The 23603-nt window shown below is 67.4% G+C and carries 23 protein-coding genes and 1 tRNA gene; 11 read left to right on the forward strand and 13 right to left on the reverse strand.

All coding sequences use genetic code 11. The features are described 5' to 3' along the window. Window positions 1–183 precede the first annotated feature (183 nt). Window positions 184–2736 (forward strand): RNA polymerase sigma factor RpoD, encoded by a 2553-nt coding sequence (gene rpoD, locus AC3WLF_RS24685; RefSeq protein ID WP_492358955.1) that lies wholly within the window; start codon window positions 184–186, stop codon window positions 2734–2736. A 10-nt stretch (window positions 2737–2746) separates the two neighbouring features. Next, a tRNA-Ile gene (locus tag AC3WLF_RS24690) sits at window positions 2747–2825 on the forward strand. 61 nt (window positions 2826–2886) lie between these two features. Here AC3WLF_RS24690 and AC3WLF_RS24695 read toward each other — a convergent pair. From AC3WLF_RS24695 to AC3WLF_RS24710, 4 genes are all read right to left on the reverse strand, one after another. Further along, window positions 2887–5133: a phosphocholine-specific phospholipase C gene (locus tag AC3WLF_RS24695; RefSeq protein WP_492351558.1), complete on the reverse strand. Its 2247-nt coding sequence runs from the start codon at window positions 5131–5133 to the stop codon at window positions 2887–2889. A 32-nt stretch (window positions 5134–5165) separates the two neighbouring features. Then, window positions 5166–5357 (reverse strand): hypothetical protein, encoded by a 192-nt coding sequence (locus tag AC3WLF_RS24700; protein ID WP_454751400.1) that lies wholly within the window; start codon window positions 5355–5357, stop codon window positions 5166–5168. A 138-nt stretch (window positions 5358–5495) separates the two neighbouring features. Then, window positions 5496–6005, reverse strand: coding sequence for a nucleoside deaminase (locus AC3WLF_RS24705; protein WP_492318708.1), 510 nt, complete (start codon window positions 6003–6005; stop codon window positions 5496–5498). Window positions 6006–6036: 31 nt separating this feature from the next. Then, complete coding sequence (locus tag AC3WLF_RS24710) at window positions 6037–6177, reverse strand: hypothetical protein (RefSeq protein WP_492358956.1); 141 nt, start codon at window positions 6175–6177, stop codon at window positions 6037–6039. A 69-nt stretch (window positions 6178–6246) separates the two neighbouring features. On the opposite strand from AC3WLF_RS24710, the gene AC3WLF_RS24715 reads away from it, so the two are divergent. After that, the gene (locus AC3WLF_RS24715; protein ID WP_492318707.1) at window positions 6247–7164 is read left to right on the forward strand and encodes a LysR family transcriptional regulator; all 918 of its coding nucleotides are present in this window, start codon (window positions 6247–6249) and stop codon (window positions 7162–7164) included. An 85-nt stretch (window positions 7165–7249) separates the two neighbouring features. Then, window positions 7250–7603: a DUF1428 domain-containing protein gene (locus AC3WLF_RS24720; RefSeq protein WP_010813628.1), complete on the forward strand. Its 354-nt coding sequence runs from the start codon at window positions 7250–7252 to the stop codon at window positions 7601–7603. Window positions 7604–8132: 529 nt separating this feature from the next. On the opposite strand, the gene AC3WLF_RS24725 is transcribed toward AC3WLF_RS24720, so the two are convergent. Next, window positions 8133–8912 (reverse strand): IclR family transcriptional regulator domain-containing protein, encoded by a 780-nt coding sequence (locus tag AC3WLF_RS24725; RefSeq protein ID WP_492318706.1) that lies wholly within the window; start codon window positions 8910–8912, stop codon window positions 8133–8135. Window positions 8913–9092: 180 nt separating this feature from the next. On the opposite strand from AC3WLF_RS24725, the gene AC3WLF_RS24730 reads away from it, so the two are divergent. Together AC3WLF_RS24730 and AC3WLF_RS24735 are read left to right on the forward strand one after the other, a co-directional pair. Continuing rightward, on the forward strand, window positions 9093–10721 hold the full coding sequence (locus tag AC3WLF_RS24730) for an acyl CoA:acetate/3-ketoacid CoA transferase (RefSeq protein WP_492356998.1): 1629 nt from the start codon (window positions 9093–9095) through the stop codon (window positions 10719–10721). 193 nt (window positions 10722–10914) lie between these two features. Then, the gene (locus AC3WLF_RS24735) at window positions 10915–11925 is read left to right on the forward strand and encodes a tripartite tricarboxylate transporter substrate binding protein (protein ID WP_492358957.1); all 1011 of its coding nucleotides are present in this window, start codon (window positions 10915–10917) and stop codon (window positions 11923–11925) included. A 36-nt stretch (window positions 11926–11961) separates the two neighbouring features. On the opposite strand, the gene AC3WLF_RS24740 is transcribed toward AC3WLF_RS24735, so the two are convergent. Beyond that, window positions 11962–12108, reverse strand: coding sequence for a hypothetical protein (locus tag AC3WLF_RS24740; RefSeq protein ID WP_189374251.1), 147 nt, complete (start codon window positions 12106–12108; stop codon window positions 11962–11964). Window positions 12109–12426: 318 nt separating this feature from the next. On the opposite strand from AC3WLF_RS24740, the gene AC3WLF_RS24745 reads away from it, so the two are divergent. Continuing rightward, window positions 12427–13929, forward strand: coding sequence for a DEAD/DEAH box helicase (locus AC3WLF_RS24745; protein ID WP_176844223.1), 1503 nt, complete (start codon window positions 12427–12429; stop codon window positions 13927–13929). Window positions 13930–13990: 61 nt separating this feature from the next. Here AC3WLF_RS24745 and gluQRS read toward each other — a convergent pair whose 3' ends face one another. Next, window positions 13991–14923, reverse strand: a complete 933-nt coding sequence (gene gluQRS, locus AC3WLF_RS24750) for a tRNA glutamyl-Q(34) synthetase GluQRS (protein WP_492358958.1) — start codon at window positions 14921–14923, stop codon at window positions 13991–13993. Window positions 14924–14934: 11 nt separating this feature from the next. Beyond that, a complete protein-coding gene (locus tag AC3WLF_RS24755) occupies window positions 14935–15855 on the reverse strand; it encodes a LysR family transcriptional regulator (RefSeq protein ID WP_010813621.1) in 921 nt (306 codons plus the stop codon). 153 nt (window positions 15856–16008) lie between these two features. On the opposite strand from AC3WLF_RS24755, the gene AC3WLF_RS24760 reads away from it, so the two are divergent. Further along, a complete protein-coding gene (locus AC3WLF_RS24760; protein WP_492357537.1) occupies window positions 16009–16707 on the forward strand; it encodes a pirin family protein in 699 nt (232 codons plus the stop codon). A gap of 179 nt (window positions 16708–16886) precedes the next feature. Further along, entirely contained in the window at window positions 16887–17882 is a 996-nt protein-coding gene (locus tag AC3WLF_RS24765; RefSeq protein WP_010813619.1) for a CobD/CbiB family protein, read from the forward strand. Between the two features lie 28 nt (window positions 17883–17910). Here AC3WLF_RS24765 and AC3WLF_RS24770 read toward each other — a convergent pair whose 3' ends face one another. The 3 genes from AC3WLF_RS24770 to AC3WLF_RS24780 are packed head-to-tail and all read right to left on the reverse strand — an operon-like array spanning window position 17911 to window position 20465. Beyond that, window positions 17911–18216 carry a putative signal transducing protein gene (locus AC3WLF_RS24770; RefSeq protein ID WP_316150879.1) on the reverse strand — a complete coding sequence of 102 codons (306 nt, stop codon included), beginning with the start codon at window positions 18214–18216 and terminating at the stop codon, window positions 17911–17913. Window positions 18217–18249: 33 nt separating this feature from the next. Continuing rightward, window positions 18250–19221, reverse strand: coding sequence for a ribosome small subunit-dependent GTPase A (gene rsgA / locus AC3WLF_RS24775; protein WP_492357536.1), 972 nt, complete (start codon window positions 19219–19221; stop codon window positions 18250–18252). Then, complete coding sequence (locus tag AC3WLF_RS24780; RefSeq protein WP_492357535.1) at window positions 19218–20465, reverse strand: M48 family metallopeptidase; 1248 nt, start codon at window positions 20463–20465, stop codon at window positions 19218–19220. The genes rsgA and AC3WLF_RS24780 overlap by 4 nt, the downstream gene beginning before the upstream one ends. 227 nt (window positions 20466–20692) lie before the next feature. Between AC3WLF_RS24780 and orn the strand changes: the two genes are divergently transcribed. Both orn and AC3WLF_RS24790 read left to right on the forward strand, forming a co-directional pair. Continuing rightward, complete coding sequence (gene orn / locus AC3WLF_RS24785) at window positions 20693–21319, forward strand: oligoribonuclease (RefSeq protein WP_492318698.1); 627 nt, start codon at window positions 20693–20695, stop codon at window positions 21317–21319. Window positions 21320–21414: 95 nt separating this feature from the next. Next, window positions 21415–22296: an AEC family transporter gene (locus AC3WLF_RS24790; protein ID WP_010813614.1), complete on the forward strand. Its 882-nt coding sequence runs from the start codon at window positions 21415–21417 to the stop codon at window positions 22294–22296. A gap of 47 nt (window positions 22297–22343) precedes the next feature. Here the strand turns inward: AC3WLF_RS24790 and mog are convergent, their stop codons facing one another. Beyond that, window positions 22344–22982 (reverse strand): molybdopterin adenylyltransferase, encoded by a 639-nt coding sequence (gene mog / locus AC3WLF_RS24795; RefSeq protein WP_051591363.1) that lies wholly within the window; start codon window positions 22980–22982, stop codon window positions 22344–22346. Further along, window positions 22979–23590 carry a ribosome biogenesis factor YjgA gene (gene yjgA, locus AC3WLF_RS24800; protein ID WP_492351566.1) on the reverse strand — a complete coding sequence of 204 codons (612 nt, stop codon included), beginning with the start codon at window positions 23588–23590 and terminating at the stop codon, window positions 22979–22981. Before yjgA ends, mog begins: the two co-directional genes overlap by 4 nt. Between the last annotated feature and the right edge of the window lie 13 nt (window positions 23591–23603).

Here is a 23603-nt window from a genome sequence, read left to right on the forward strand (position 1 = left end):
TCATCAACCAGGAGGCAGCGGTAAGCGTTGGATAAGGGACTGGGCCCGGCCCCGCCGAGCTTAAGCCTTGATTTTTCAGGTGAAAACCTCACCTGACAGGAGCCGGCTATGCGTGGCGTGCTACAATAGCCGGTTTGGATTGCGAAATCTTTCTCTCCAGTTCTGGTGAAAGTGAGCGTGCCAATGGCAAAGGCCAAAGCAACCGAAAGGGTTACCTCTAAAGCTCCCCAATCAGGGAGCGGCAAGGCGTCTGTGAAAACAACGGCGGCGAAGACATCGACCGCGTCAGTCAAGACACCAGCCCGGTCTGCGCCATCAAAGTCCGTGCGTAGCGCGCAAGCGCCCGCCGTGACGACTCCCGCCAGGACTCGCACATCCGAAAAGACAAAGGCCTCGACTTCGGCACGCGAGAGCGGCAAGAGCGCCAGTACGAGCGGCAAGGTCGCCGCATCTGCACCAGTGAAAGGTAAGAGTATCACCGTGGCGAAACAGCAGAATACCGAAGTCGAGAGCAAGCGAGCGGCAGCCGCCGGCGCCAAGAGTGGGGAGGCCAAGGCCGGCACCACCACTACGGCAACCAAGGCGCGTGCCGCGACACCTGCATCCGTTGCATCCGAGCGTCCCGCTGCGCCGGCAATCAAGCCGGAGCCGAAAAAGCGTGGCCGCAAGCCCAAGGCCGAGATGCAGCACGACGACAGCACAACAGACGACGTGACTGAAGAGTTTTACGAGAACGATGCGCGCCCGGCGGCAACCCCGGCCGCGGCGCCGAAGACCGAAAAGCAGAAAGCCAAGGACCGCAAGGCCAAGGAAAAGGCCCTGCTCAAGGAGTTCGCCTCGACCCAGCAGGGCACCGAGGAAGAGCTTGAGCTGCGTCGCCAGAAACTCAAGGCGCTGATCAAGCTGGGCAAGTCGCGCGGCTACCTGACCTACGCGGAAATCAACGATCACCTGCCGGACGACATGGTCGATTCGGAAACGATCGACACGCTGGTCGCCACGCTGAACGACATCGGCATCGCTGTCTATGAACAGGCGCCGGATGCCGAGACGCTGCTGCTCAACGACAACGCACCGTCCGCCACCAGCGAGGAAGAAGCCGAGGAAGAGGCCGAAGCGGCCCTGTCCACGGTTGACTCCGAGTTCGGCCGCACCACCGACCCGGTGCGCATGTACATGCGTGAGATGGGCACGGTCGAGCTGCTGACGCGCGAAGGCGAAATCGAGATCGCCAAGCGCATCGAGGCCGGCCTGAAGGACATGGTGATGGCGATCTCGGCTTGCCCGGTCACCATCTCCGAGATCCTGGCCCATGCCGAGCGCGTGGCCAACGACGAGATCAAGATCGACGAATTCGTCGACGGCCTGATCGACCCGAACGCCGAGGAAGTGGCCGAGTCCCCGGCCGCCGCCGCTGCGCCTGCCGCTGAAGAGGACCTCGAGTCCGACGACGAGGAAGACGCCGACGAGGACGAGGACGATGAAGGCGGCGCCGGTGCCGGCGCCTCCGCGCGCCAGCTTGAAGAACTGAAGCAGAACGCGCTGGAGAAATTCCGCGTGATCGCCGAGCAGTTCGACAAGATGCGCCGCGCGTTCGAAAAGGAAGGCTACAACTCCAAGCCCTACGTCAAGGCGCAGGAAGCCATCCAGGCCGAGCTGATGGGCATCCGCTTCACCGCCCGCAATGTCGAGCGCCTGTGCGACACGCTGCGCGGCCAGGTGGACGAAGTGCGCAAGCTCGAGCGTGCCATCCTGAACACCATTGTGGACAAGTGCGGCATGCCGCGCGCGGAGTTCGTCGCCCGCTTCCCGGGCAACGAGACCAACCTCGAGTGGGTCCACACCATCGTCGCCGACGGCAAGCCCTACAGCACCATTGTCGAGCGCAATGTGCCGGCCGTGCACGAGCTGCAGCAGAAGCTGATCGACCTGCAGTCGCGCGTGGTGCTGCCGCTGAAGGAACTGAAGGGCGTCAACCGCAAGATGGCCGAGGGCGAGCGTCGTGCCCGCGAAGCCAAGCGCGAGATGACCGAGGCCAACCTGCGCCTGGTGATCTCGATCGCCAAGAAGTACACCAACCGCGGCCTGCAGTTCCTCGACCTGATCCAGGAAGGCAACATCGGCCTGATGAAGGCGGTGGACAAGTTCGAATACCGTCGCGGCTACAAGTTCTCGACCTACGCCACGTGGTGGATCCGCCAGGCCATCACGCGCTCGATCGCCGACCAGGCGCGCACCATCCGCATTCCGGTGCACATGATCGAGACCATCAACAAGATGAACCGCATCTCGCGCCAGATCCTGCAGGAAACCGGCAACGAGCCGGATCCGGCAACGCTGGCCGAGAAGATGGAGATGCCGGAAGACAAGATCCGCAAGATCATGAAGATCGCCAAAGAGCCGATCTCCATGGAAACGCCGATCGGTGACGACGACGACTCCCATCTGGGCGACTTCATCGAGGACACCAACACGCTGGCCCCGGCCGAAGCGGCACTGCACGGCTCCATGCGCGACGTCGTCAAGGACGTGCTGGACTCGCTCACGCCGCGCGAAGCCAAGGTGCTGCGCATGCGCTTCGGCATCGAAATGAGCACCGACCACACGCTGGAAGAGGTCGGCAAGCAGTTCGACGTCACGCGTGAACGGATCCGCCAGATCGAGGCCAAGGCACTGCGCAAGCTGCGCCACCCGAGCCGCTCGGACAAGCTGAAGAGCTTCCTGGAAGGCAACTAATCGCTTCCAAGGGCCTCTAGCTCATGCCTGGTTAGAGCAGCGGACTCATAATCCGTTGGTGCCGTGTTCGACTCACGGGAGGCCCACCAATGTGAAAAGGGACTGCAGGTTGATACCTGCAGTCCCTTTTTTCTTGCCTCGAACTACCGCTCAATCCTGCGCTGTCACCACCCCCATCGCCGGATCGCTCACCGTATGCCTGCCGGTCTCCACCCGCCCCGCGAAGCGTCGATAGAAGGCCGGGTCGCTGTCGCACGTCACCGCGAAGTCATACCACTGCCCGCTTTCCTCCAGCGACCAGTGCACGGATTTGTCGCCGTTGGCGCCGACGGTGACCGGCCACGGGCCATCGGTCCGGTACGCGAGCGCCTGGATGCTGAAGTGGCAGGCCTTGCGGGCGGCGTTGATCAGGTCGACATAGACATCGCCGTTGGCAATGTCGTAGCAGACGCGGATCTCCGGTGCGATGCCGGTGTCGCCGATGCGGTTGGTATCGCCGCGGAAATGTCGGTGGAAGCCGTTGGGGCCCAGCACCCACAGGTCGTATTGCCCGGCGTTGTCCTGGAACACGTTCCAGGTGTCGCTCAGGGACTTGCCGGCTTCCACGACATAGCGGCGCGGAATGCGGCCCAGCTGGTAGCGGTCGTAGACGTGGAACACCGCGGCTTGCGTGCCGGTGTTGGCGAACACCAGTTCGACCTGCCCCACGGCGCTGCAGCGCGCGCTGGTGTGCAGCTCATACGGCAGCGCGCGTGACGGGCGGGTGCCGGTGGCTTGCAGCGGCAATTGCATGTCGACTGGCAGCGGCACCGCGGGCAGGGCCTGCTGGGCCTGGCGCAGCTGGTCGGCACCGCTGCGCGTGGTGCGCCCGCCCAGCGTGGGCAGGGTTTCCGAGTTGGGCGTCTTGAAGTTGAACGCGCTGGTCAGGTCGCCGCAGACGGCGCGGCGGAAGGGGCTGATGTTGGGTTCTGCCACGCCGAACCGCGCTTCCAGGAAGCGCAGCACGGAGGTGTGGTCGAACACCTGGGAATTGACCCAGCCGCCACGGCTCCATGGCGAGATCGCGTAAAGCGGCACGCGCGGCCCGGGCCCGTACACGCGGCCGTCGGCAGCAGGCTGGGTCCTGCTGCCCGGTGGCGCCGGATGGTTGAAGTATTCGGCCTGCATCTCGGCATTGCTCAGCGTCGCCTTGCCGGCCAGCGTCTTGTCGGGGTTCACCGACGGCGCCGAGGGGGAGGGGACGTGGTCGAAGTAGCCGTCGTTCTCGTCGAAGTTGACCAGCAGCACGGTCTTGCTCCAGACCTCGGGCACGGCGGTCAGCGAGTCCAGCACTTCCTGCAGGAACCACGCGCCCTGGACCGGGCTGGACGGGCCGGGATGCTCGCAGTAGATCGACGGCGCGTTGATCCACGATACCTGCGGCAGCCTGCCTTCCTTGATGTCGCGGCGGAAGGCGTCGAGGTATTCCTCGGGTCTGGTGCCGGGCAGAGTGTTGGCCACGCCCTTGTATAGCGGATTGGCGGCATTGTCGGTGGCCGCATCGTAGGCGTGGTAAGGCAGCGGCTGGCCGGTGTTGGCGTAGGGCGCGCCCGGCGCGCCGCCGCTGGATACCGGAAAGCCCGACGCCAGGTTGGCCTTGCGGAACTGCTGGAACGCGCCCAGCATGTTGTCGCCCCATTCGTCCGGCATGTTCTGGTAGCAGATCCAGCTGATGCCGGCTGCTTCCAGCCGCTCGGCGTAGGTCTTCCAGGTGTAGCCGGTGTTGGCCGACGCGGGCAGGCCGTCGATCGCATCCCACTCATTGTTGACGAAGGCCACGTTGGCAGCCGTCGGGCCGTTGGTGCCGGTCAGGTGGAATGAACGGTTCGCGTCAGTGCCCGTATGCATCGAGCAGTGGTACGCGTCGCACAGCGTAAATGCATTGGCCAGTGCGAACTGGAACGGGATCTCCTTCTCCTTGAAGTAGCCCATCGAGGTATTGGTCTTGTACGTCGGCCAGTTCGCCATGCGGCCGTGGTCCCAGGCTTGCTGGCTGTCCACCCAGGCATGCGGCGTGCCGGCCGCGCGCTGCGCGTTGTTGTTGGTGCCATCCAGGTGATACGGGGTCAGCACGGCGCCGTTGGCGCGCTGTTGCTGCCATACCTTGCGCGCATTGGGCAGCGGGATGGTGAAGCGGTCGCCGAACCCGCGCACACCCTTGAGCGTGCCGAAGTAGTGGTCGAAGGAACGGTTCTCCTGCATCAGGATCACCACATGCTCGACATCCTTGATGGTGCCGGTGGCATTGTTGGCCGGGATGGCCAGGGCCTTGCGGATGCTGGGCGGGAACGCGGCCAGCGCGGCGGCGGCGAAGCCGGTGCCGGCTGCGGCTTGCAGGAAGTTGCGGCGAGAGACCATGGTCTTGTCGGATGGCGTCGGGACTTGCGTTGTCAGGGGGCGCAGCGGATCACGGGGTCGGGCCGCTGGTCCGGCTTCTTGCCGGGCTGTTCCGGTTGTGCGTTCGGCGTGACAGTCGCACTCGGCGACAGGTTGCCGCCGCCGTCATCGCCACCGCATGCGGTGAGCAATGCCGCCGCGATCAGGGTCGCGGCCAGGGTTCTTGGGAGTTTGCAGGGGAGCATCGGGTTCGCCTGGCTGGGTGGGTGTGGCGGCTGCTGGGAGCCGGAGCCAGGCGAGTGTAGGAAGGCGGGGTGACGTGCCGATGACAGAATGTCCAACGCCGATCCTGCCGTCCGCCGGGCGGACGGCAGGCACGATGGCTACTTCCAGAAGCCCGCGTGCGGTGCCGCGGCTTCGTCCTCGAGCACTGGCCCGACCACGTCCACCCGGCGCTGCCCGCGCGCGAACACTTCGCGGCAAGGCAGCGAGAAGGTCGGGTTCTCCGGATGGTCGCCGGTCAGGCCCAGCAGCTTGTGCTCTGACAGCGCATAGACCACGCGCCCGATGCCGGTCCAGTAGATCGCGCCGGCGCACATGCAGCACGGCTCCGCGCTGGTGTAGAGGGTGCAGTCGGCCAGTTGCTCCGGCGGCAGCGCACGCGCGGCCTGCGCGGCGGCGACCAGTTCGGCGTGCTGGGTCGGGTCGCCCTCCGGAGGCATCGAGTTGTTGCCGGCGCTGGCGATGATATTGCCGGCCTGGTCGGCCACCAGCGCGGCGAACGGATGGCGGCCGCGGGCCCTGGATGCATCGGACAGTGCGATCGACTGGTGCAGCAGTTCCAGGTCGAGCGGCGAGAGTTCGGCGCCGGACGGGTCTGTGATTCGGGTCATGTTTGGGGGTCTCCGGTTTGGGGGAAAGGGATCAGGATTGGGTGGGTTCTTCGGCTTGCGCCGGCAGCAGCGGCGCTTCCGTGCCGGCCTGTGCGGCGCTGCCGTTGAGCGGATTGGGCAACGCCGGCCGGGTTTGCCGGGATTTGTGATCCCTCGGTTGTTGCAGCATCATCTCCGCAACTTCTTCGGTACAACAAATCAATACCTATCGATCCAGTCGATGGGTCGCGGGAGGATGGCCATGCGTTTTTCGCTGGACCAGTTGCAGGTATTCGCCCTGGTGGTTGAGACAGGCTCCTTTTCCGCCGCCGCGCGGCGCCTGGGCAAGACCCAGTCCACGGTCAGTGCGGCGGTGTCCAACCTGGAGATCGACCTCGGCGTGCCGCTGTTCGACCGCAGCAGCCGCAATCCGGCGCTGACCGGGGCCGGCCGCAAGCTGCTGACCGAGGCCGAAGCCGTGCTGGAGCGCTGCCTCTCGCTGCAGGCCCATGCCGCCAGCCTGGCCGATGCCAACCCGCCCGGGCTGACGCTGGCGATCGAAATCCCGTACCACGCGGTGATGCCGGTGCTGGCCGAATTCGAGCGGGAGTTTCCGTATGTCGACCTGACCATCCGCAATCCGGTCTACGGCGATGTCAGCGAACTGGTGCTGCAGGGCGAGGCCGAGCTCGGCATCGCCTTCGCGCAGCCGCACTACGCGCCGGAACTGGCCTTCGTGCAGTTGGGCAAGCTGATCATGGTGCATGTGGTGCACCCGGGACACCCGCTGGCCGGGCGCGAGCAGGTCTCGTTTGCCGACCTGCACGCCTATCGGCGCCTGGCCTTCAGCGCGCATGCCGACAAGCTGCCCACCAGCGAATACCTGCGCGCAGCGCGGGTGTGGCGCGCCGAAAGCTACCTGGCGCTGGTCGAAATGGTGAAAAGCGGGCTGGGCTGGGCCACGCTGCCGCGGCAACTGGTGCGCGCGGCGCTGGAGCGCGGCGAACTGGTGGAACTGGACCTGGCGGCCTATCCGTACACGGACTGGCTGGTCAGCGTCGACCTGATCTGGGCGAAGTCGGGCCGGCCGCAGGGCCGGACCGAGCAGTGGCTGCGGCAGCGCCTCCGGGAAAACATGGTGTTCGAGGTCGACCGGCGCGGGCAGCGGACCACCCGCTGAGGGCGTGGCGATGGACTATGGTAGTCAGACGCAATCGCGCGTTTGATCCGATTCGCCCGATTCAATCTGACCAGGAGTGAAGTCCATGTCCTATATCGACGGATTTGTACTGGCCGTTCCCCAGGCCACTCGCGAGACCTACCGCCAGGTGGCGCAGAAGGCAGCCGCGGTGTTCAAGGAGCACGGCGCGCTGAAGGTGGTGGAATGCTGGGGTGACGATGTACCGGAAGGCAAGGTCACGTCCTTTACGATGGCGGTGCAGCGCAAGGAGGATGAAGCGGTGGTGTTCTCGTGGATCCTGTGGCCATCGCGCGAGAAGCGCGACACCGGCATGAAGGCGGCGATGGCAGACCCGCGCCTGAAGGAAGGCATGGATCCGATGCCGTTCGACGGCCAGCGGATGATCTTTGGCGGCTTCGAGGTGATTGTCGACGAATGAGCGCGCCGGGCGCCGGCGTGGCAGCGCCGGCGCGCAGGCAAGCGGGTTCAGATCAGGTGGAAGACCATGCCCAGGGCAATCGCGCCGCCCAGGGTTTCCACTGCTGCGAGGGCGAGAAGGTTCTTCAGTACGAAAGCGTCTTCTTTCTTCGTCACCATGGTCTGTCTCCCGGTCATTGGACTTGTTCTGAGGCACCATCGGCTGCGGCGATCCGGCGTTTGCGGTGCCAGGCCGTCGATGTGAGTCCAGTAGACCGCATCCGGCCGCTGGCCGGAAGCTGGCGAAAACCCGCTCGGCGAAAACCCGGATTCCTTCAGGAATGTGACAGGGCCATGATTGACAGGCTTCGCAGGGCGCGTTTGCGGCCTGCCGGCAACGCGGCATGGCAATGGCCCACATTTGGGGGATGCCCGCAGTAGCGCGATGCGCCAAGATCAAGGCGTGGGTGGTCGAGCAGATTGCCCCGCTACCATTTGAGCCCCGCTGCCTCCCCGGCACGCGGGGCTTTTCTACATGGGCCGCAGGCGCCTCAGCGCGCCTGCAGGATGGTTTCGATGCGGGCGGCGGCCTCGCGCAGCGGCTCCAGGAAGCGCGTCTCCAGCTGGGCCTGGTCACGGCTGCCCAGCACCATGCTGAAGCCCAGCCCGGCCACCGCCTTGCCGGCCTGGTCGCGCAACGGCACCGAGATCCCGGCATAGCCGTCCACCAGCTCGCTCACCAGCACACAGTAGCCGTCGGTGCGCACCTGCCGCAGCGTGCGCGCCAGCGCCGTGCGCGAGCTGACCGTGAACGGCGTCAGCTTGCGCAGCGTGGCGCCTGCCAGGTAGGCCTCGAGCGCGTCATCGTCCAGGCCGGCAAGCAGCACGCGGCCAAGCGAATGCGCATAGGCCGGCATGCGCCGCCCCAGCGCCATGTCCACGCGCAGCAGCTGGCGCGGCTCCTCGCGCGCCACCAGCACCACGGATTCCGCATCGAGCACGCCCACCGAGCAGCTTTCGCCCAGGGACTCGCACAGCCCCTGCAGGTAGGGCCGTGCCATCTGCGGCAGGCTCATCGAGGCAAAGTAGGCATAGCCGAGCTCGATCACCCGCGGCGTCAGCGCAAAGTGGCGGCCGTCCTGCGCCACGTAGCCGTTGTGCTCCAGGGTCAGCAGCAGCCGGCGCGCGGCGGCGCGGGTCACGTCGAGCTGCTCGGCGACGTCCTGCATGGTCAGGCGTTCCGCGCCGGCGGCGAACAGGCGCAGCAGCGCCAGGCCCTTGCTCAGCGATTCCAGCAGTTCGTCTTTCTTGGCGGCTTCTGCTTGCGGCATTTCGGCTCAATACGGGGAAATGGAGGGGGAATCACATGATTCTCCATGCCGATCCGGACTTGCGCCAGCGGCCGGCATTTCCGTATGATAGCGTTTTCCGAACAAATGTTCGCAAAACAAGATTCACGGAAAAACGTGCCGTCACTGATGCGGGACGGCACAACGAAACCGGAGACAGCGATGAAGGTGATCACCGCACGCGAAGCGGCGGCACTGGTGCAGGATGGCTGGACCGTGGCCAGCGCTGGCTTTGTCGGCGCCGGCCATGCCGAGGCCGTGACCGAGGCGCTGGAGCAGCGCTTCCTGCAGAGCGGGCTGCCGCGCGACCTGACGCTGGTGTACTCGGCCGGGCAGGGCGACCGCGGCGCGCGCGGCGTGAACCACTTCGGCAATGCCGGCATGACCGCCAGCATCGTCGGCGGCCACTGGCGCTCGGCCACGCGGCTGGCCACGCTGGCCATGGCCGAGCAGTGCGAGGGCTACAACCTGCCGCAGGGCGTGCTGACGCACCTGTACCGCGCCATCGCCGGCGGCAAGCCCGGCGTGATGACCAAGATCGGCCTGCACACCTTCGTCGACCCGCGCACCGCGCAGGATGCGCGCTACCACGGCGGCGCCGTCAACCAGCGCGCGCGCCAGGCCATTGCCGAGGGCAAGACATGCTGGGTCGATGCGGTCGACTTCCGCGGCGAAGAATACCTGTTCTACCCGAGCTTCCCGATCCACTGCGCGCTGATCCGCTGCACCGCGGCCGACACCCGCGGCAACCTCAGCACGCATCGCGAAGCCTTCCACCATGAGCTGCTGGCGATGGCGCAGGCGGCCCACAACTCGGGCGGCATCGTGATCGCGCAGGTGGAAAGCCTGGTCGACCACCACGAGATCCTGCAGGCCATCCACGTGCCCGGCATCCTGGTCGATTACGTGGTGGTCTGCGACAACCCCGCCAACCACCAGATGACGTTTGCCGAGTCCTACAACCCGGCCTACGTGACGCCGTGGCAGGGCGAGGCAGCGGTGGCCGAAGCGGAAGCGGCGCCGGTGGCTGCCGCCCCGCTCGACGCGCGCACCATCGTGCAGCGCCGTGCGGTGATGGAGCTGGCGCGCCGAGCGCCGCGCGTGGTCAACCTGGGCGTGGGCATGCCGGCAGCGGTCGGCATGCTGGCGCACCAGGCCGGGCTGGACGGTTTCACGCTGACCGTCGAGGCCGGCCCCATCGGCGGCACGCCCGCGGATGGCCTCAGCTTCGGTGCCTCGGCCTACCCGGAGGCGGTGGTGGACCAGCCCGCGCAGTTCGATTTCTACGAGGGCGGCGGCATCGACCTGGCCATCCTGGGCCTGGCCGAGCTCGATGGCCACGGCAACGTCAACGTCAGCAAGTTCGGCGCAGGCGAGGGCGCATCGATTGCCGGTGTCGGCGGCTTTATCAACATCACGCAGAGCGCGCGCGCGGTGGTGTTCATGGGCACGCTGACGGCGGGCGGGCTGGAAGTCCGCGCCGGCGACGGCGGCCTGCAGATCGTGCGCGAAGGCCGCGTGAAGAAGATCGTGCCGGAGGTGTCGCACCTGAGCTTCAACGGGCCCTATGTGGCGTCGCTTGGCATCCCGGTGCTGTACATCACCGAGCGCGCGGTGTTCGAGATGCGCGCTGGCGCAGATGGCGATGCCCGCCTCACGCTGGTCGAGATCGCCCCGGGCGTTGACCTGCAGCGCGATGTGCTGGACCAGTGCGCAACGCCCGTGGCCGTGGCGCCGGACCTGCGCCAGATGGATGCGCGGCTGTTCCAGGCCGGGCCCCTGCACCTGTAATCATTCGTGGCCGGCGGCGCAAGCACCGCCGCCATTGGCATCAAGCAGACGGGCCGGCCAAGACCGGTTCGCGAGGAGGTACGCCAGGATCTGTCATGACGTTACCGAACCGCTGTCGCTTCATCCCGGCGCGGCCCTGAGCCGCGCATCGGTTTTCGATCTATCGCGATCTACCGCAGGACTTAGCCATACCATGCAGAGCACTAGCCGCCGTACCTTCCACCGTCACTTCGCGCGCCGCCTGGGCACCGCCTTCCTGACCACCGCGCTGCCGCTCGCCGCCGCGCCGGCCTTTGCCGAGGCCTATCCCGGCAAGGCGATCCGCCTGGTGGTGCCGTTCCCGCCGGGCGGCCCGACCGACACCGCCGCGCGCATCATCGGCCAGAAGATGAGCGAATCCCTCAAGCAGCCGGTGGTGGTGGACAACCGTCCCGGCGCCTCCGGCACCATCGGCGCCGAGAACGTCGCCAAGAGTCCCGCCGACGGCTACACGCTGCTGGTGCTGGCCACGCCCACGCTGCTGGCGCCGCACCTGATCAACCGCAAGGGCTACGACCTCTTCAAGGACTTCACGCCGATCGGCGCGGCCTATGACCTGCCCATCGTGATGGTGGTCAACCCGCAGGCGATGCCGGACGTGACCAGCCTGCAGCAGTACATCGCCAAGGCCAAGGCCAAGCCCGGCGCGCTGAACTACACCAGCGCCGGCAATGGCAGCTTCGGCCACCTGTCGACCGAGCTGCTGAAGAACCTGGGCCACTTCGACGTGCAGCACGTGCCGTACAAGGGCAGCGCGCCCGCCATCTCCGACCTGCTGGCGGGCCAGGTGCCGATGATGTTCTCGGACATGATCGCCGCGCTGCCGCACATCAAGGCCGGCAAGCTGCGCCCGATCGCGGTGGGCTCCGCCAAGCGCGTGAGCTTCACGCCCGACGTCAAGACGGTGGCCGAGCAGGGCTTCCCGGGCTTCGACGCCACTGCCTGGGGCGGGCTGCTGGCGCCGGCCGGCACGCCCAAGGAGGTGGTGGCCACGCTGTCGGCCGAGCTGAAGAAGGCGCTGGCCGATCCGGCCGTGCAGCAGAAGATGCTGGGCGCCGGCACGGTGGCCGCCTATATGCCGCCCGAGCAGCTGGCCGCGCGCATGAAGGCCGACTACATCAAATGGGGCAAGGTGATCCAGGACAATGGCATCCGTGGCGACTGAGTGATTCGGATGCCGCTCCGGTGGCCCGGCTGAAGCTCAGGCGGGCTGCTGCCCTTGCGGCTGGCTGGCCGGCAGCGCCGGCAAGGGCAGCGCCGGCTGGCAGGCGGCCGCGGCCAGGCCAAGGAACTGGCTGGAGGTGCGCAGGAACTGCTGGCAGGTCTGGCGGAAAAGCTCGAAGTCCATGTAGGTCTCGGTGAGGTGGGGTGGCGCGGTCCGGCCGTGGCCGCCGCGCCGCCGGCATCTTGCGTGGCGGATATGACAGTTTCTTGAAATCCCGCCAGCCTGCGCCGCCATCTGTCGCGCCAGTCGCACGGCGCTGCCAGAATGCCCACTGTGCTGGCAGAGGTGCTAAAATCTAAGTCTTTGATTCTCTTGGCCAAATGCTGCAGCCAGCTTGGCCGTGCCGGAACCCTCCCGGCGCCAGGCGAGAGTCAGGGCGAGATGAGTTCCAGACGCGTATCCGTTTGTGCCGGGTTCGCCTCCCGCCAGACACCGATACCCATGACCACTACGAACGCACCAGAAGCCACTACCGCGGGGCAGACCGCCGTGCAGACATTCGACAGCTTCGGCCTGGACGCGCGCATCCTGCGCGCCTTGTCCGAACAGGGCTACACCACGCCCACCCCGATCCAGGCACAGGCCATCCCGGTCGTGCTGATAGGCAAGGACATGATGGGCGCCGCGCAGACCGGCACCGGCAAGACCGCGGGCTTCGCGCTGCCGATCATCCAGCGCCTGCTGCCGCTGGCCAATGCCAGCGCCTCGCCGGCGCGCCACCCGGTGCGCGCGCTGATGCTGACCCCCACGCGCGAACTGGCCGACCAGGTCTATGACAACGTCGCGCGCTACGCCAAGCACACCGACCTGCGCAGCACCGTGGTGTTCGGCGGCGTCGACATGAACCCGCAGACCGATGCCCTGCGCCGCGGCGTGGAGATCCTGGTGGCAACGCCCGGCCGCCTGCTGGACCACGTGCAGCAGAAGTCGGTCAACCTGTCGCAGGTGCAGATGCTGGTGCTGGACGAAGCCGACCGCATGCTCGACATGGGCTTCCTGCCGGACCTGCAGCGCATCATCAACCTGCTGCCGGCACATCGCCAGACGCTGCTGTTCTCGGCTACGTTCTCGCCGGAAATCAAGCGGCTGGCCTCCAGCTACCTGAAGCACCCGGTCACCATCGAAGTGGCGCGCAGCAACTCGACCAACGAGAACGTGCGCCAGATGGTGTACCTGGTCGAAGACGGCCACAAGCAGGCGGCGGTCGTGCACCTGCTCAAGCAGCGCGCCGAGCAGGGGCTGTCGCGCCAGTGCATCGTCTTCGTCAACAGCAAGATCGGCTGCTCGCGCCTGGCGCGCCATTTGGAGCGCGAGGGCATCAACGCCGCCGCCATCCACGGCGACAAGACCCAGACCGAGCGCATGCAGACGCTGGAAGGGTTCAAGAGCGGCACCATCGACGCGCTGGTCGCCACCGACGTGGCCGCGCGCGGGCTGGATATTCCCGACATGCCGTGCGTGGTCAACTTCGACGTGCCATACAGCGCCGAAGACTATGTGCACCGCATCGGCCGTACCGGCCGTGCCGGCGCCAGCGGCGATGCGCTGTCGATCTACGTGCCGGGCAATGACGAGCGCCTGCTGTCCGATATCGAGAAGCTGATCAAGCGCAGCATCCCGCGCGGCAAGCTGGAAGGCTTCGACCCGACCGGCGAGCGCGCCCGCCAGGGCGACACCGAGCGCCGCCGCGAGCGTAGCGACGTGCGTCGCGCGCGCGGCAATGGCGAGGGCGAAGAGCGTCCGCGCCGCCACGAGCACAGCGCCAACCGCCAGGTGTTCCGTGCCTCGGATGATCCGTTCTTCTCGCGCCCGTACGAGCCCAGCGCAGCCAGCGTCGCCCAGGCCAAGGCGGCCGATGAAGTGGCCGCCGCGCTGAGCCGCGGCCGCCAGGCGCCCAAGCGGCCGGTAGCTGCCCTGCTGGGCGGCGTGCCGCGCAAGTCCTGATCTGATCCTGCCGCAGCTGAAAATGGCCCGCCTGCGCGGGCCATTTGCTTTTGGGGGGGCGCTATCCGTGCGGGGGTTGCGGCAGGTCGGCCAGCAATTGGCGCCACCCGTCGGTGGCGCGCGCAAGCCAGTCCTTCACATTGTCCGCGTGGTTCGACAGCCCCAGGTGGGTGCCGGCCTCGCGCAGCGCGTCCAGCGGTGCGGTGGTGTCGATTGCCTGCGCACCGCTTTGCTTGCTCAGCTTCTCGCCGGTCTGGTTGACCACCACTGGCACGTGCAGGTAGGCCGGCGTGGGCAGGCCCAGCAGGCGCTGCAGGTGGATCTGGCGCGGCGTGGAGTCGAGCAGGTCGGCGCCGCGCACGATATGCGTGATGCCCTGCAGGCCGTCATCCACCACTACCGCCAGTTGATACGCCCACAGCCCGTCCGCGCGGCGCAGCACGAAGTCGCCCAGCTCGGTTTCCAGGTCCTGGCACTGGCGGCCCTGCCAGCGGTCGTCGAAGCAGACGGTGGCGGCCGGGCCGTCCGGTACGCGCACGCGCCAGGCGCGCGGCAGCTTGCCGTTCAGGCCGTGGCGGCAGGTGCCGGGATAGCCCAGGGTCTGGTGCCGCTCGCGCACGTGTACCAGCGAATCGGCGATCTCCTTGCGCGAACAGCCGCACGGGTAGAGCTGCCCGGCGGCGTCGAGGCGGCGCAGCGCATCGGCATAGCACGGTTCACGCCGGCTCTGCCATACCGGCGGCTCGTCCGGCGCCATGCCCAGGCGTTCCAGCGTGAGCAGGATGTCTTCGTCCGCGCCGCGCACGCAGCGCGGCATGTCGATGTCCTCGATGCGCACCAGCCACTGGCCGCCGTGCGCGCGCGCGTCCAGCCAGCTCGCCAGCGCGGTGACCAGCGAGCCCATATGCAGCGGCCCGGTGGGCGAGGGGGCAAAGCGGCCGCGATAGCCGGCCGCGGCAACCGTCGGTGCTGCCGTCGTTGCTGTCACTGCCATGAGGCCTGCCCTCAGCCGGCGAAGTCGGGTTGCTGCAGCAGTGCCTGCGCCAGGCGCGGGTCTTCCAGCTTGCTGGCCCACCACTGCAGCGCCTTGCCGCGGTTGCTGGTGCGCCAGGCTACCTTGAAGTTGCCGGGCGCGCGCACCTCGACGGTCTCGCGCGCCTGCAGCACGCCGCTTTCGATATGGGGTTGCGCCATCGGCGCCGGCAGCCAGCCGCAGCCCAGCCCGCGGATCTGTGCTTCGAGCTTGTCGCGCATGGTGGGCACCACCAGCACGTCTTGCCCGGCCAGCACGCCATGGGTGCGCGCCGGCAGGTTGCGCGAGGTGTCGCCCACCGCGACGATGCGGTGCCTGGCGATCTGGATGGTGGTGAGCGGGCCTTCCTCGGTGGCCAGCGGATGGTGCGCGGCCACCGCGAACACGAACGGCATCGAGCCCAGCGGCCGGATCTGGAAGCCCTGCGTGCTGGGCGCATCGTAAGCGCCGCCGATCACCAGGTCGGCGCGGTTGTTGACCAGCGCATCCCAGGCGCCGCCCAGCACTTCCTTGGAAAAGCGCAGCCGGGTGGCGGTGTTCTCGGCGTAGAAGTCGTGGATCACCGGCAGCAGCGCGCGGAAGTTGATCAGGTCGTCGACCACGATGGTGAGGGTAGCCTCCCAGCCGGTAGCCAGGCGCTTGACGCGCCGTGCCAGGTCATCGGCGGCATGCAGCAGGTGGCGGCCCTCATCGAGCAGGGCGCGTCCGGCCGGCGTCAGCTCGGCGCGGTGGCGGCGCCGGTCGAACAGCAGTACGTCCAGGTCTTCTTCCAGCTTGCGCACCACGTAGGTCAGCGCGGAAGGGACCTTGCCCATCTCGTGGGCGGCGGCGGCAAAGCTGCCCTTGCGTTCGATGGCGTCCAGGACTTCGAGGGATTCTAGCGAGAGGGCCATGTTCAGAAATTCTGAATGACTGCTTCTAAGTCGATCCCCGTAAATATACGCCTCAAGCCCTAAACTTCCTAGCATCAAAAGCGAAAACGTATGCCGCGACACGGTTACCAAGCCAGTGCTTGCGGGCAAACAGGCTCAAGGAGGGCCATCAAAATGATTGAAATCAGAAAGTCTGCAGAGCGTGGTTACGCCGATCATGGCTGGCTGAAGTCCTTTCATTCGTTCTCGTTCGCCGACTACTATGACCCGCAACATGTGCAGTTTGGGCCGCTGCGAGTGATCAACGAGGACCGCGTCGCGCCGGGCATGGGCTTTGGCACGCACGGCCACCGCGACATGGAGATCATCAGCTACGTGCTTGAGGGCGAACTGGCCCACAAGGACAGCATCGGCAACGGCAGCGTGATCCGCCCGGGCGATGTGCAGCGCATGAGCGCCGGCACCGGCGTGCGCCATTCGGAGTACAACCACGCCGCGCACGACACCACCCACTTCCTGCAGATCTGGATCATGCCGGCCGAGAACGGCATCGAGCCTGGCTACGAGGAAAAGCACTTCGACGCAGCCGACAAGCGCGGCAAGCTGCGCCTGGTGGCCAGCGCCGATGGTGCCGAGGGCTCGGTGGTGGTGCACCAGGACGTGCGCCTGTACGTTGGCCTGTTCGATGGCGACGAGGCTGCCACGCTGGCGCTTGCGCCGGGCCGCCGCGCCTATATCCACGTGGCGCGCGGCCGGGTGACGGTCAACGGCAAGGCGCTTGAAGCCGGCGACGCGGCGAGGCTGGAAGCCGAGGGCGAGGTCGCGCTGTCCGGCGGCGATGGCGCCGAAGTACTGGTGTTCGACCTGCCCTGAGCATCGTCCATTGCCGCATGCAAAAGCCCGCCTGACGGCGGGCTTTTGCTTTTTGCGCGGCGCGCCGGGCCCCGGCAGGTAGCGCTGTGCTATCTTCTCGCTATGCATTGCGCCTGCGCCGACACATCGCCGGCAAGCCCGGAAGGGCCAGGCGTGCCCTTGGAACACCCCGTACCAAGATGACCTTTGTTTCCATTCTCCTGGCGCTGATCGCTGAACAATTCCGCGCCCTGGGCCGCAACAACCCGATCCACGAGATCGTGCGCGCACTCGGCGACCGCGCGGAACATGCCTTCGACACCGGCCGGCCGCGCGATGCCGCGCTGGCCTGGCTGACCGTGGTCCTGCCGCTGACCCTGGCGGTGATCGTGGTGCACTACCTGCTGGCCTCGATCAGCGTGGCGCTGACGCTCGCCTGGAATGTGCTGGTGCTGTACATGACGCTGGGCTTTCGCCAGTTCAGCCACTACTTCACCGACATCCACGAGGCCCTCAACCGCGATGACGTCCATACCGCGCGCACGCTGCTGCACGAATGGACCGGCCTGGACACCGTCGAGATGCCGGTCTCCGAGATCGTGCGGCACACGCTGGAAGCGGCAATCATCGCCGTGCACCGGCATGTGTTCGGCGTGTTCTTCTGGTTCCTGGTGCCGGTCGGCCCCGGCGGGGTGGTGCTGTACCGCACCGCCGAATACCTGAGCCGCCACTGGAACCAGCCCTCGACCGAGCGCAGCCCCGCGCTGGGCCGCTTTGCGGCGCGTGCCTTCTATTTGCTGGACTGGATTCCGTCGCGGCTGACGGCGATCGGCTTTGCCATCGTCGGCAACTTCGAGGACGCGGTCTACGCCTGGCGCAACCATGCGCGCAAGTGGAACGATGCCGTCAACGGCATCCTGCTTGCCAGCGGGGGCGGGGCGCTGGGCGTGCGCCTGGGCACGCCGCTGGCCGAGGATGATTCCACCGTGGTGCTGCGCGCCAGCGTGGCCGGCCCGGCCGTGGACTATGCGCCCGGCATGGAAGAGGAAAACGGCGGCCCGGAACCGGTGCCGCCCGAATTCGGCACCGAGCCCGGCGTGCGCACGCTGCAGTCGGCCGTGGGCCTGGTATGGCGCGCGGTGGTGCTGTGGATGCTGCTGCTGGCGATGCTGTCGCTGGCGCTCTGGGTCGGCTGACCAGCGTTAAAAAGGGGGGGGCGGCGCGCTAGTCGCGGGCCGCGCCGCAGCGCCAGCAGGCCCCGAACTGGGCCTCGTGCCATTCCAGGCAGTGGCGGCATTGCCAGCTCGGCCCCGGCGCCGGGTTGGCGGCGGCATTGAGCGCCGCCCACGCCTGCGCTTCCATCTCGTCATCGACCAGCCACACCTGTGGCGCACTCTCCCGGAACGGGATCTCGCCGGTCGCGCCGGCCAGCCAGGTATTGCGCAATTCCGCCCGGATGCCGGCCGCCCGCAGGACGTTCCGGCAATGGGCCGCATGGACGAGGGAAGTGGCGGACAGCAGCAGTTTCATGGCAGCGCACCGGGTAACCCAGGTGCGCTTACCTTACCACGGCTTCTGCTGGTTGGATTCGTGCAGCAACTGCATGTAGAGCTGGTGGCGGCGCTCGGAGATCGCTCCCGAGGCGACCGCGGCCAGCACGCCGCAGCCGGGCTCGTTGACATGGTGGCAGTTGTAGAAGCGGCACGCGGTCAGCAGCGGCCGGAACTCCGGGAAGGCGCGCTCCAGCATGCCCTCGCTCAGGTGGTACAGGCCGAATTCCTGGAAGCCCGGCGAATCGATCAGCGCACCCTGATGGCCGTCCACGGTGCCCCATTCGGCCGGCAGGTGATAGAGCCGCGTGAAGGTGGTGGTGTGCTTGCCGGAGTCGAGCTTGGCCGAGATCTCGCGGGTCTGCGCATCCACGCCCGGGATCAGCAGGTTCAGCAGCGACGACTTGCCCATGCCCGATTGCCCGATCAGGATGCTGGCCAGCCCCGCCAGGCGCGGCTTGAGCGCGGCCAGCGCCTGCGCCGGGTCGGCGCGCACCGACAGCTCCAGCGTGTCGTAGCCCAGCCTGCGGTACAGCGCCAGGCGCCCTCGCGCTTCCTCCAGCCGGTCGGGCAGGTCGGTCTTGTTGAGCACGATCAGCGGCCGGATCTCCATGGCCTCGGCCGACACCAGCGCGCGGCCGAGCAGGTCTTCGGAGAAGCCCGGCTCGGTTGCCAGCACGATCACGACCTGGTCGATATTGGCGGCCAGCAGCTTCGACTTGAACTGGTCGGAGCGGTGCAGCAGGTTCTTGCGCGGCGAGGCCGCGGTGATCACGCACTGGTCGGCGGCGGCGCGTTCCACGCTGACATGGTCGCCCACCGCGCAGTCGCTCTTCTTGCCGCGCGGGAAGGCATGCATGCGCGTGCCGTCGCCCAGCTCGACCACGTAGTGGCGGCCATGGGCGGCGATGATCAGCGCGGATTCGGTGGCCGTGCCGGCATGGCTGCCGCCGCCGGCGTTGCGGTGACGCGTGGCGCGGCTCATGCGTGCGCCAGCAGGCGGTCGATCCGCTGCGCGGCGGGCGGATGCGAGTAGTAGAAGGCGCTGTAGAGCGGATCGGGCGTCAGCGTCGAGGCGTTGTCCTTGTACAGCTTCACCAGTGCCGACACCAGGTTGCCGGCATCGGTCTGGTCGGCGGCAAAGGCGTCGGCCTCGAACTCATGGCGGCGCGACGACAGGCTCGACAGCGGCCCCAGCAGGAAGGTGAACACCGGCAGCGCCAGGAAGAACAGCACCAGCGCCAGCGCGTTGTTGGACACGCCCAGGTTGGGCACCACGCCCAGCCCGGTGTAGAACCAGCTGCGCGTGGCCAGCCAGCCCAGCAGCGCCAGGAATACCAGGCTCAGCGCAAAGGTGACGACGATGCGCTTGGCCACATGGCGCCGCTTGAAGTGGCCCAGCTCATGTGCCAGCACCGCCTCGATCTCGTCGCCCGTCAGGCGCTCCAGCAGCGTATCGAAGAAGACAATGCGCTTGGCCGCGCCGAAGCCGGTGAAATACGCATTGCCGTGGGCGCTGCGCTTGCTGCCGTCCATCACGAACAGGCCCTTGCTGGCAAAGCCGCAGCGCTTCATCAGGGCCTCGATGCGCTGGCGCAGCGATTCGTCGGTGAGCGGCTCGAACTTGTTGAACAGCGGCGCGATAAAGGTCGGGAACACCACCAGCAGGAACAGGTTGAAGGCCATCCACACCAGCCAGGTCCAGACCCACCACAGCGAGCCGGCGCGCTCCATCAGCCACAGCACCGCCAGCAGCAGCGGCAGGCCCAGCGCGCAGGCCACCACCAGCATCTTGGCCATGTCGGCCAGCCACAGGCCGAACGTCATCTTGTTGAAGCCGAAGCGCTGCTCGATGCCGAACTGGCCGTACAGCGAGAACGGCAGGTCGACCAGCCCGCCGATCAGCGCCACGCTGGCCACCAGCGCCACGCCATAGGCATAGCCCGGGCCGAAAGTGTCCAGCCAGGACTGGTTGAGCCACTGCAGCCCGCCCAGCATGGTGAAGCCGATCAGCACCGCGGCCCCGGCCAGCACCTCGAGCATCGACAGCCGGGTGCGGGCGATGGTGTAGTCCGCGGCCTTCTGGTGCGAGGCCAGGCTGATGGTGTCGGCAAAGCGCGGCGGCACCGCATTGCGGTGCTGCGCCACATGCCGGACCTGGCGGGCGGCCAGCCAGAGCCTGGTCAGCACCATCAGCACCAGGGCGGCGAGAAAGACAATCGTGAACATCGGCAAGAGCCTTGTTGTGGGTGCGGGCGCCCCGCATTGTGCGCGGCGGGCGTCCGTTGGGACCGCCGGGCCCCGGGGTGGGGCAGGCGGTGGTCCGGGATATCCGGAAAACGCCCCGGCGCTGGTGCGCAAACGGCCATTCCGGACGGATATGCGAGAATTATAAATTGTTCGCGCCCGCCCCCGCCGCGGCCGCTTCCCTGAAATCCCTATCTTCCGCAGTCCCGATGACAAGCCAAGCCACCGCCAAATCCGTCAAAAGCGAAAACAACCTGATCTGGCTGGACATGGAAATGACCGGCCTGCAGCCGGATACCGATCGCATCATCGAAATCGCGATCGTCGTTACCGACTCCGAACTCAATATCCTGGCCGAAGGCCCGGTGCTGGTGATCCACCAGAGCGACGCCGTGCTCGATGGCATGGACAACTGGAACAAGGGCACCCACGGCCGCTCGGGCCTGATCGACAAGGTCAAGGCATCGACCCTGACTGAAGAGCAGGCCGAGGCCGAGCTGCTGGCCTTCCTCAAGCGCTGGGTGCCGGCCAACAAGTCGCCGATGTGCGGCAACTCGATCTGCCAGGACCGCCGCTTCATGGCGCGCTACATGCCCAAGCTGGAGGCGTTCTTCCACTACCGCAACCTGGACGTGTCCACGCTGAAGGAGCTGTGCAAGCGCTGGGAGCCGGCCATCCACAAGGGCTTTATCAAGCGCCAGCTGCATACGGCGCTGGCCGACATCCTGGAATCGGTCGAAGAACTGCGCTACTACCGCACGCACTTTATCCGTCACACCGCGCCGGGCGCCGCACCGGCAGCGGACGCGCCGGCCGCCGACACGCCCGCGCAATAAGCGGGGCCGGCTGCTCCCGGAACAACAACCCACTGCAAGCGACGGGCCGTCCGCACGGGGCGGCCGCCGCCGGGGCGCGTCCCGCCCGCCTGCCCATGCTTGAGCGCATCGTCTCCATCATCACGCCGGTCATCCTGATCATCCTGGTCGGGTGGCTGTACGGGCGCAAGGCCCATCCGGACATGGCCGGCATCAACCGCGCCACGCTGGACGTGATCGCGCCGCTGCTGGTGGTGTCGGCCTTCGTCAGCAAGGATTTCGTGCTGGCCGACCAGCTGGTGCTGCTGGGCTGCGCGGTGGCGGTGGTGCTGGGCTCGGGCGTGCTGGCGTGGGCGCTGGCGCGGCTGCTGAAGGCCGATCCGCGCACCTTCGTGCCGCCGATGATGTTCAACAACTGCGGCAATATGGGCCTGCCGCTGTCGGTATTTGCCTTCGGTCCGGCTGGGTTGGCGCCGGCGGTGGCGCTGTTCGCGGCATCGAACCTGATGCACTTCACCATCGGCATGAAGATCGTCAACCGCCATGCGTCGATGGCGCAGATCGCGCGCAACCCCATGGTGCTGGCCACCGTGGCGGGCGTGGCGCTGGCGCTGGCGCGGCCATGGTTCACGCTGCCGGACCCGGTCTACCAGTCGGTCAAGCTGCTGGGCGACGCCACCGTGCCGCTGATGCTGTTTGCACTGGGCGTGCGCATGAAGGACGTCAGCCTGCGCAACTGGGGCATGGGCCTGGTCGGCGCCGCGGCCTGCCCGCTGACGGGAATCGCGGTGGCGCTGCTGCTGGCGCAGTGGGTGCCGCTGACCGAATTGCAGCGTGGCCTGCTCTTTGTGTTTGCCGCGCTGCCGCCGGCAGTGCTGAACTTCCTGGTGGCGGACCATTTCCGGCAGGAGCCGGACCAGGTGGCGTCGATCGTGCTGCTGGGCAATATCGCCGCGGTGGTGTTCGTGCCGGTGGGGTTGTACCTGGGCTTGCGCTGAGGCGCGGGGAGGGGAGCCCGCAGGCGGGCGCCTGCGGGGATTGGCGTTTACGCCGCGGGCTTGGCCCGCACGGCGTTCTTCGGGCGCCAGGCCTTGACGATGGCTTCGTCGGTTTCCATGTAGGGGCCGCCGATCAGGTCGATGCAATACGGCACCGCAGCAAAGATCCCTTGCACCACGGCCTTGCCATCGGCATCGCGCAGGCCCTCCAGGGTCTCGCGGATGGCGCGCGGCTGGCCGGGCAGGTTGACGATCAGCGCGGCGCGGCTGGCGGTCTCGCGGATCACCGCCACCTGGCGCGACAGGATCGCGGTCGGCACGAAATGCAGGCTGACCTGGCGCATCTGCTCGCCGAAGCCGGGCATTTCCTTGGTGCCCACGGCCAGCGTGGCCTCGGGCGTCACGTCGCGGCGCGCCGGGCCGGTGCCGCCGGTGGTCAGCACCAGGTCGCAGCCGGCCACGTCGACCAGGTCGATCAGGGTGCGCGAGATCTGCGCCTGCTCGTCCGGGATCAGCCGCTCCACCGCCTGCCAGGGCGTGGTCAGCGTGCGCCCGAACCACTCGCGCAGCGCCGGGATGCCTTCGTCCTGGTAGGTGCCGGCCGAGGCGCGGTCCGAGATCGAAACGAAGCCGACAACGAGTTCATCGGGATGGTTGCGGACTACCGGCTGCGTGGTCTGGGTCATGCCTCGGGCTCCGGGGTAGGGGGTTGGTCCGCGGCGGCGCCGGCGTTGCCATCCTTCGCGTCCAGCGCCGTCTTGATGGCCTGGAACAGCTCGCGGAAATAGCGCGGCGGCTTGCCTTGCTCCTTTTCCTTGCGCGCGTTGCGGATGGTGTTGCGCAGCGCCTGCACGTCGATGCCGGGGTGCTCGGCGAGGAAGCGCGTCAGCGCCGCGTCGTCGGCCAGCAGCAGCTCGCGCCAGCGCTCGATCAGGTGCATGCGGGCGGTTTCGGCCTTGCTGGTGCCCTTGAAGCCCTCCAGCGCTTGCCGGATCACCTCGACCTCTTCGTCCTCGAGGCCGCGCATGATCTTGCCCACGAACTGCATCTGGCGGCGCTTGCCCTCGTGGCTGTTGATGCGGCGGGCCTGGTGGATGGCGTCGGCCAGCGCTTCGGGCATGGGCACGCGCGCCAGGCGGTCCTTGGCCAGGGCTTCGAGCTCGGCGCCAAGATCCTGCAGGGCGGTCATGTCGCGCTTGCGCTGCGACTTGCTTTTCGGTTCGTCGTCTTCCGGTTCGGGCGCAAAGCCTCCGGGAAAGCGCGAGCCATTCGGATTACGGGAATTTCGCGTCATGCCCGGCATTTTA

Source organism: Cupriavidus sp. FW306-01-F10A (assembly GCF_058782785.1).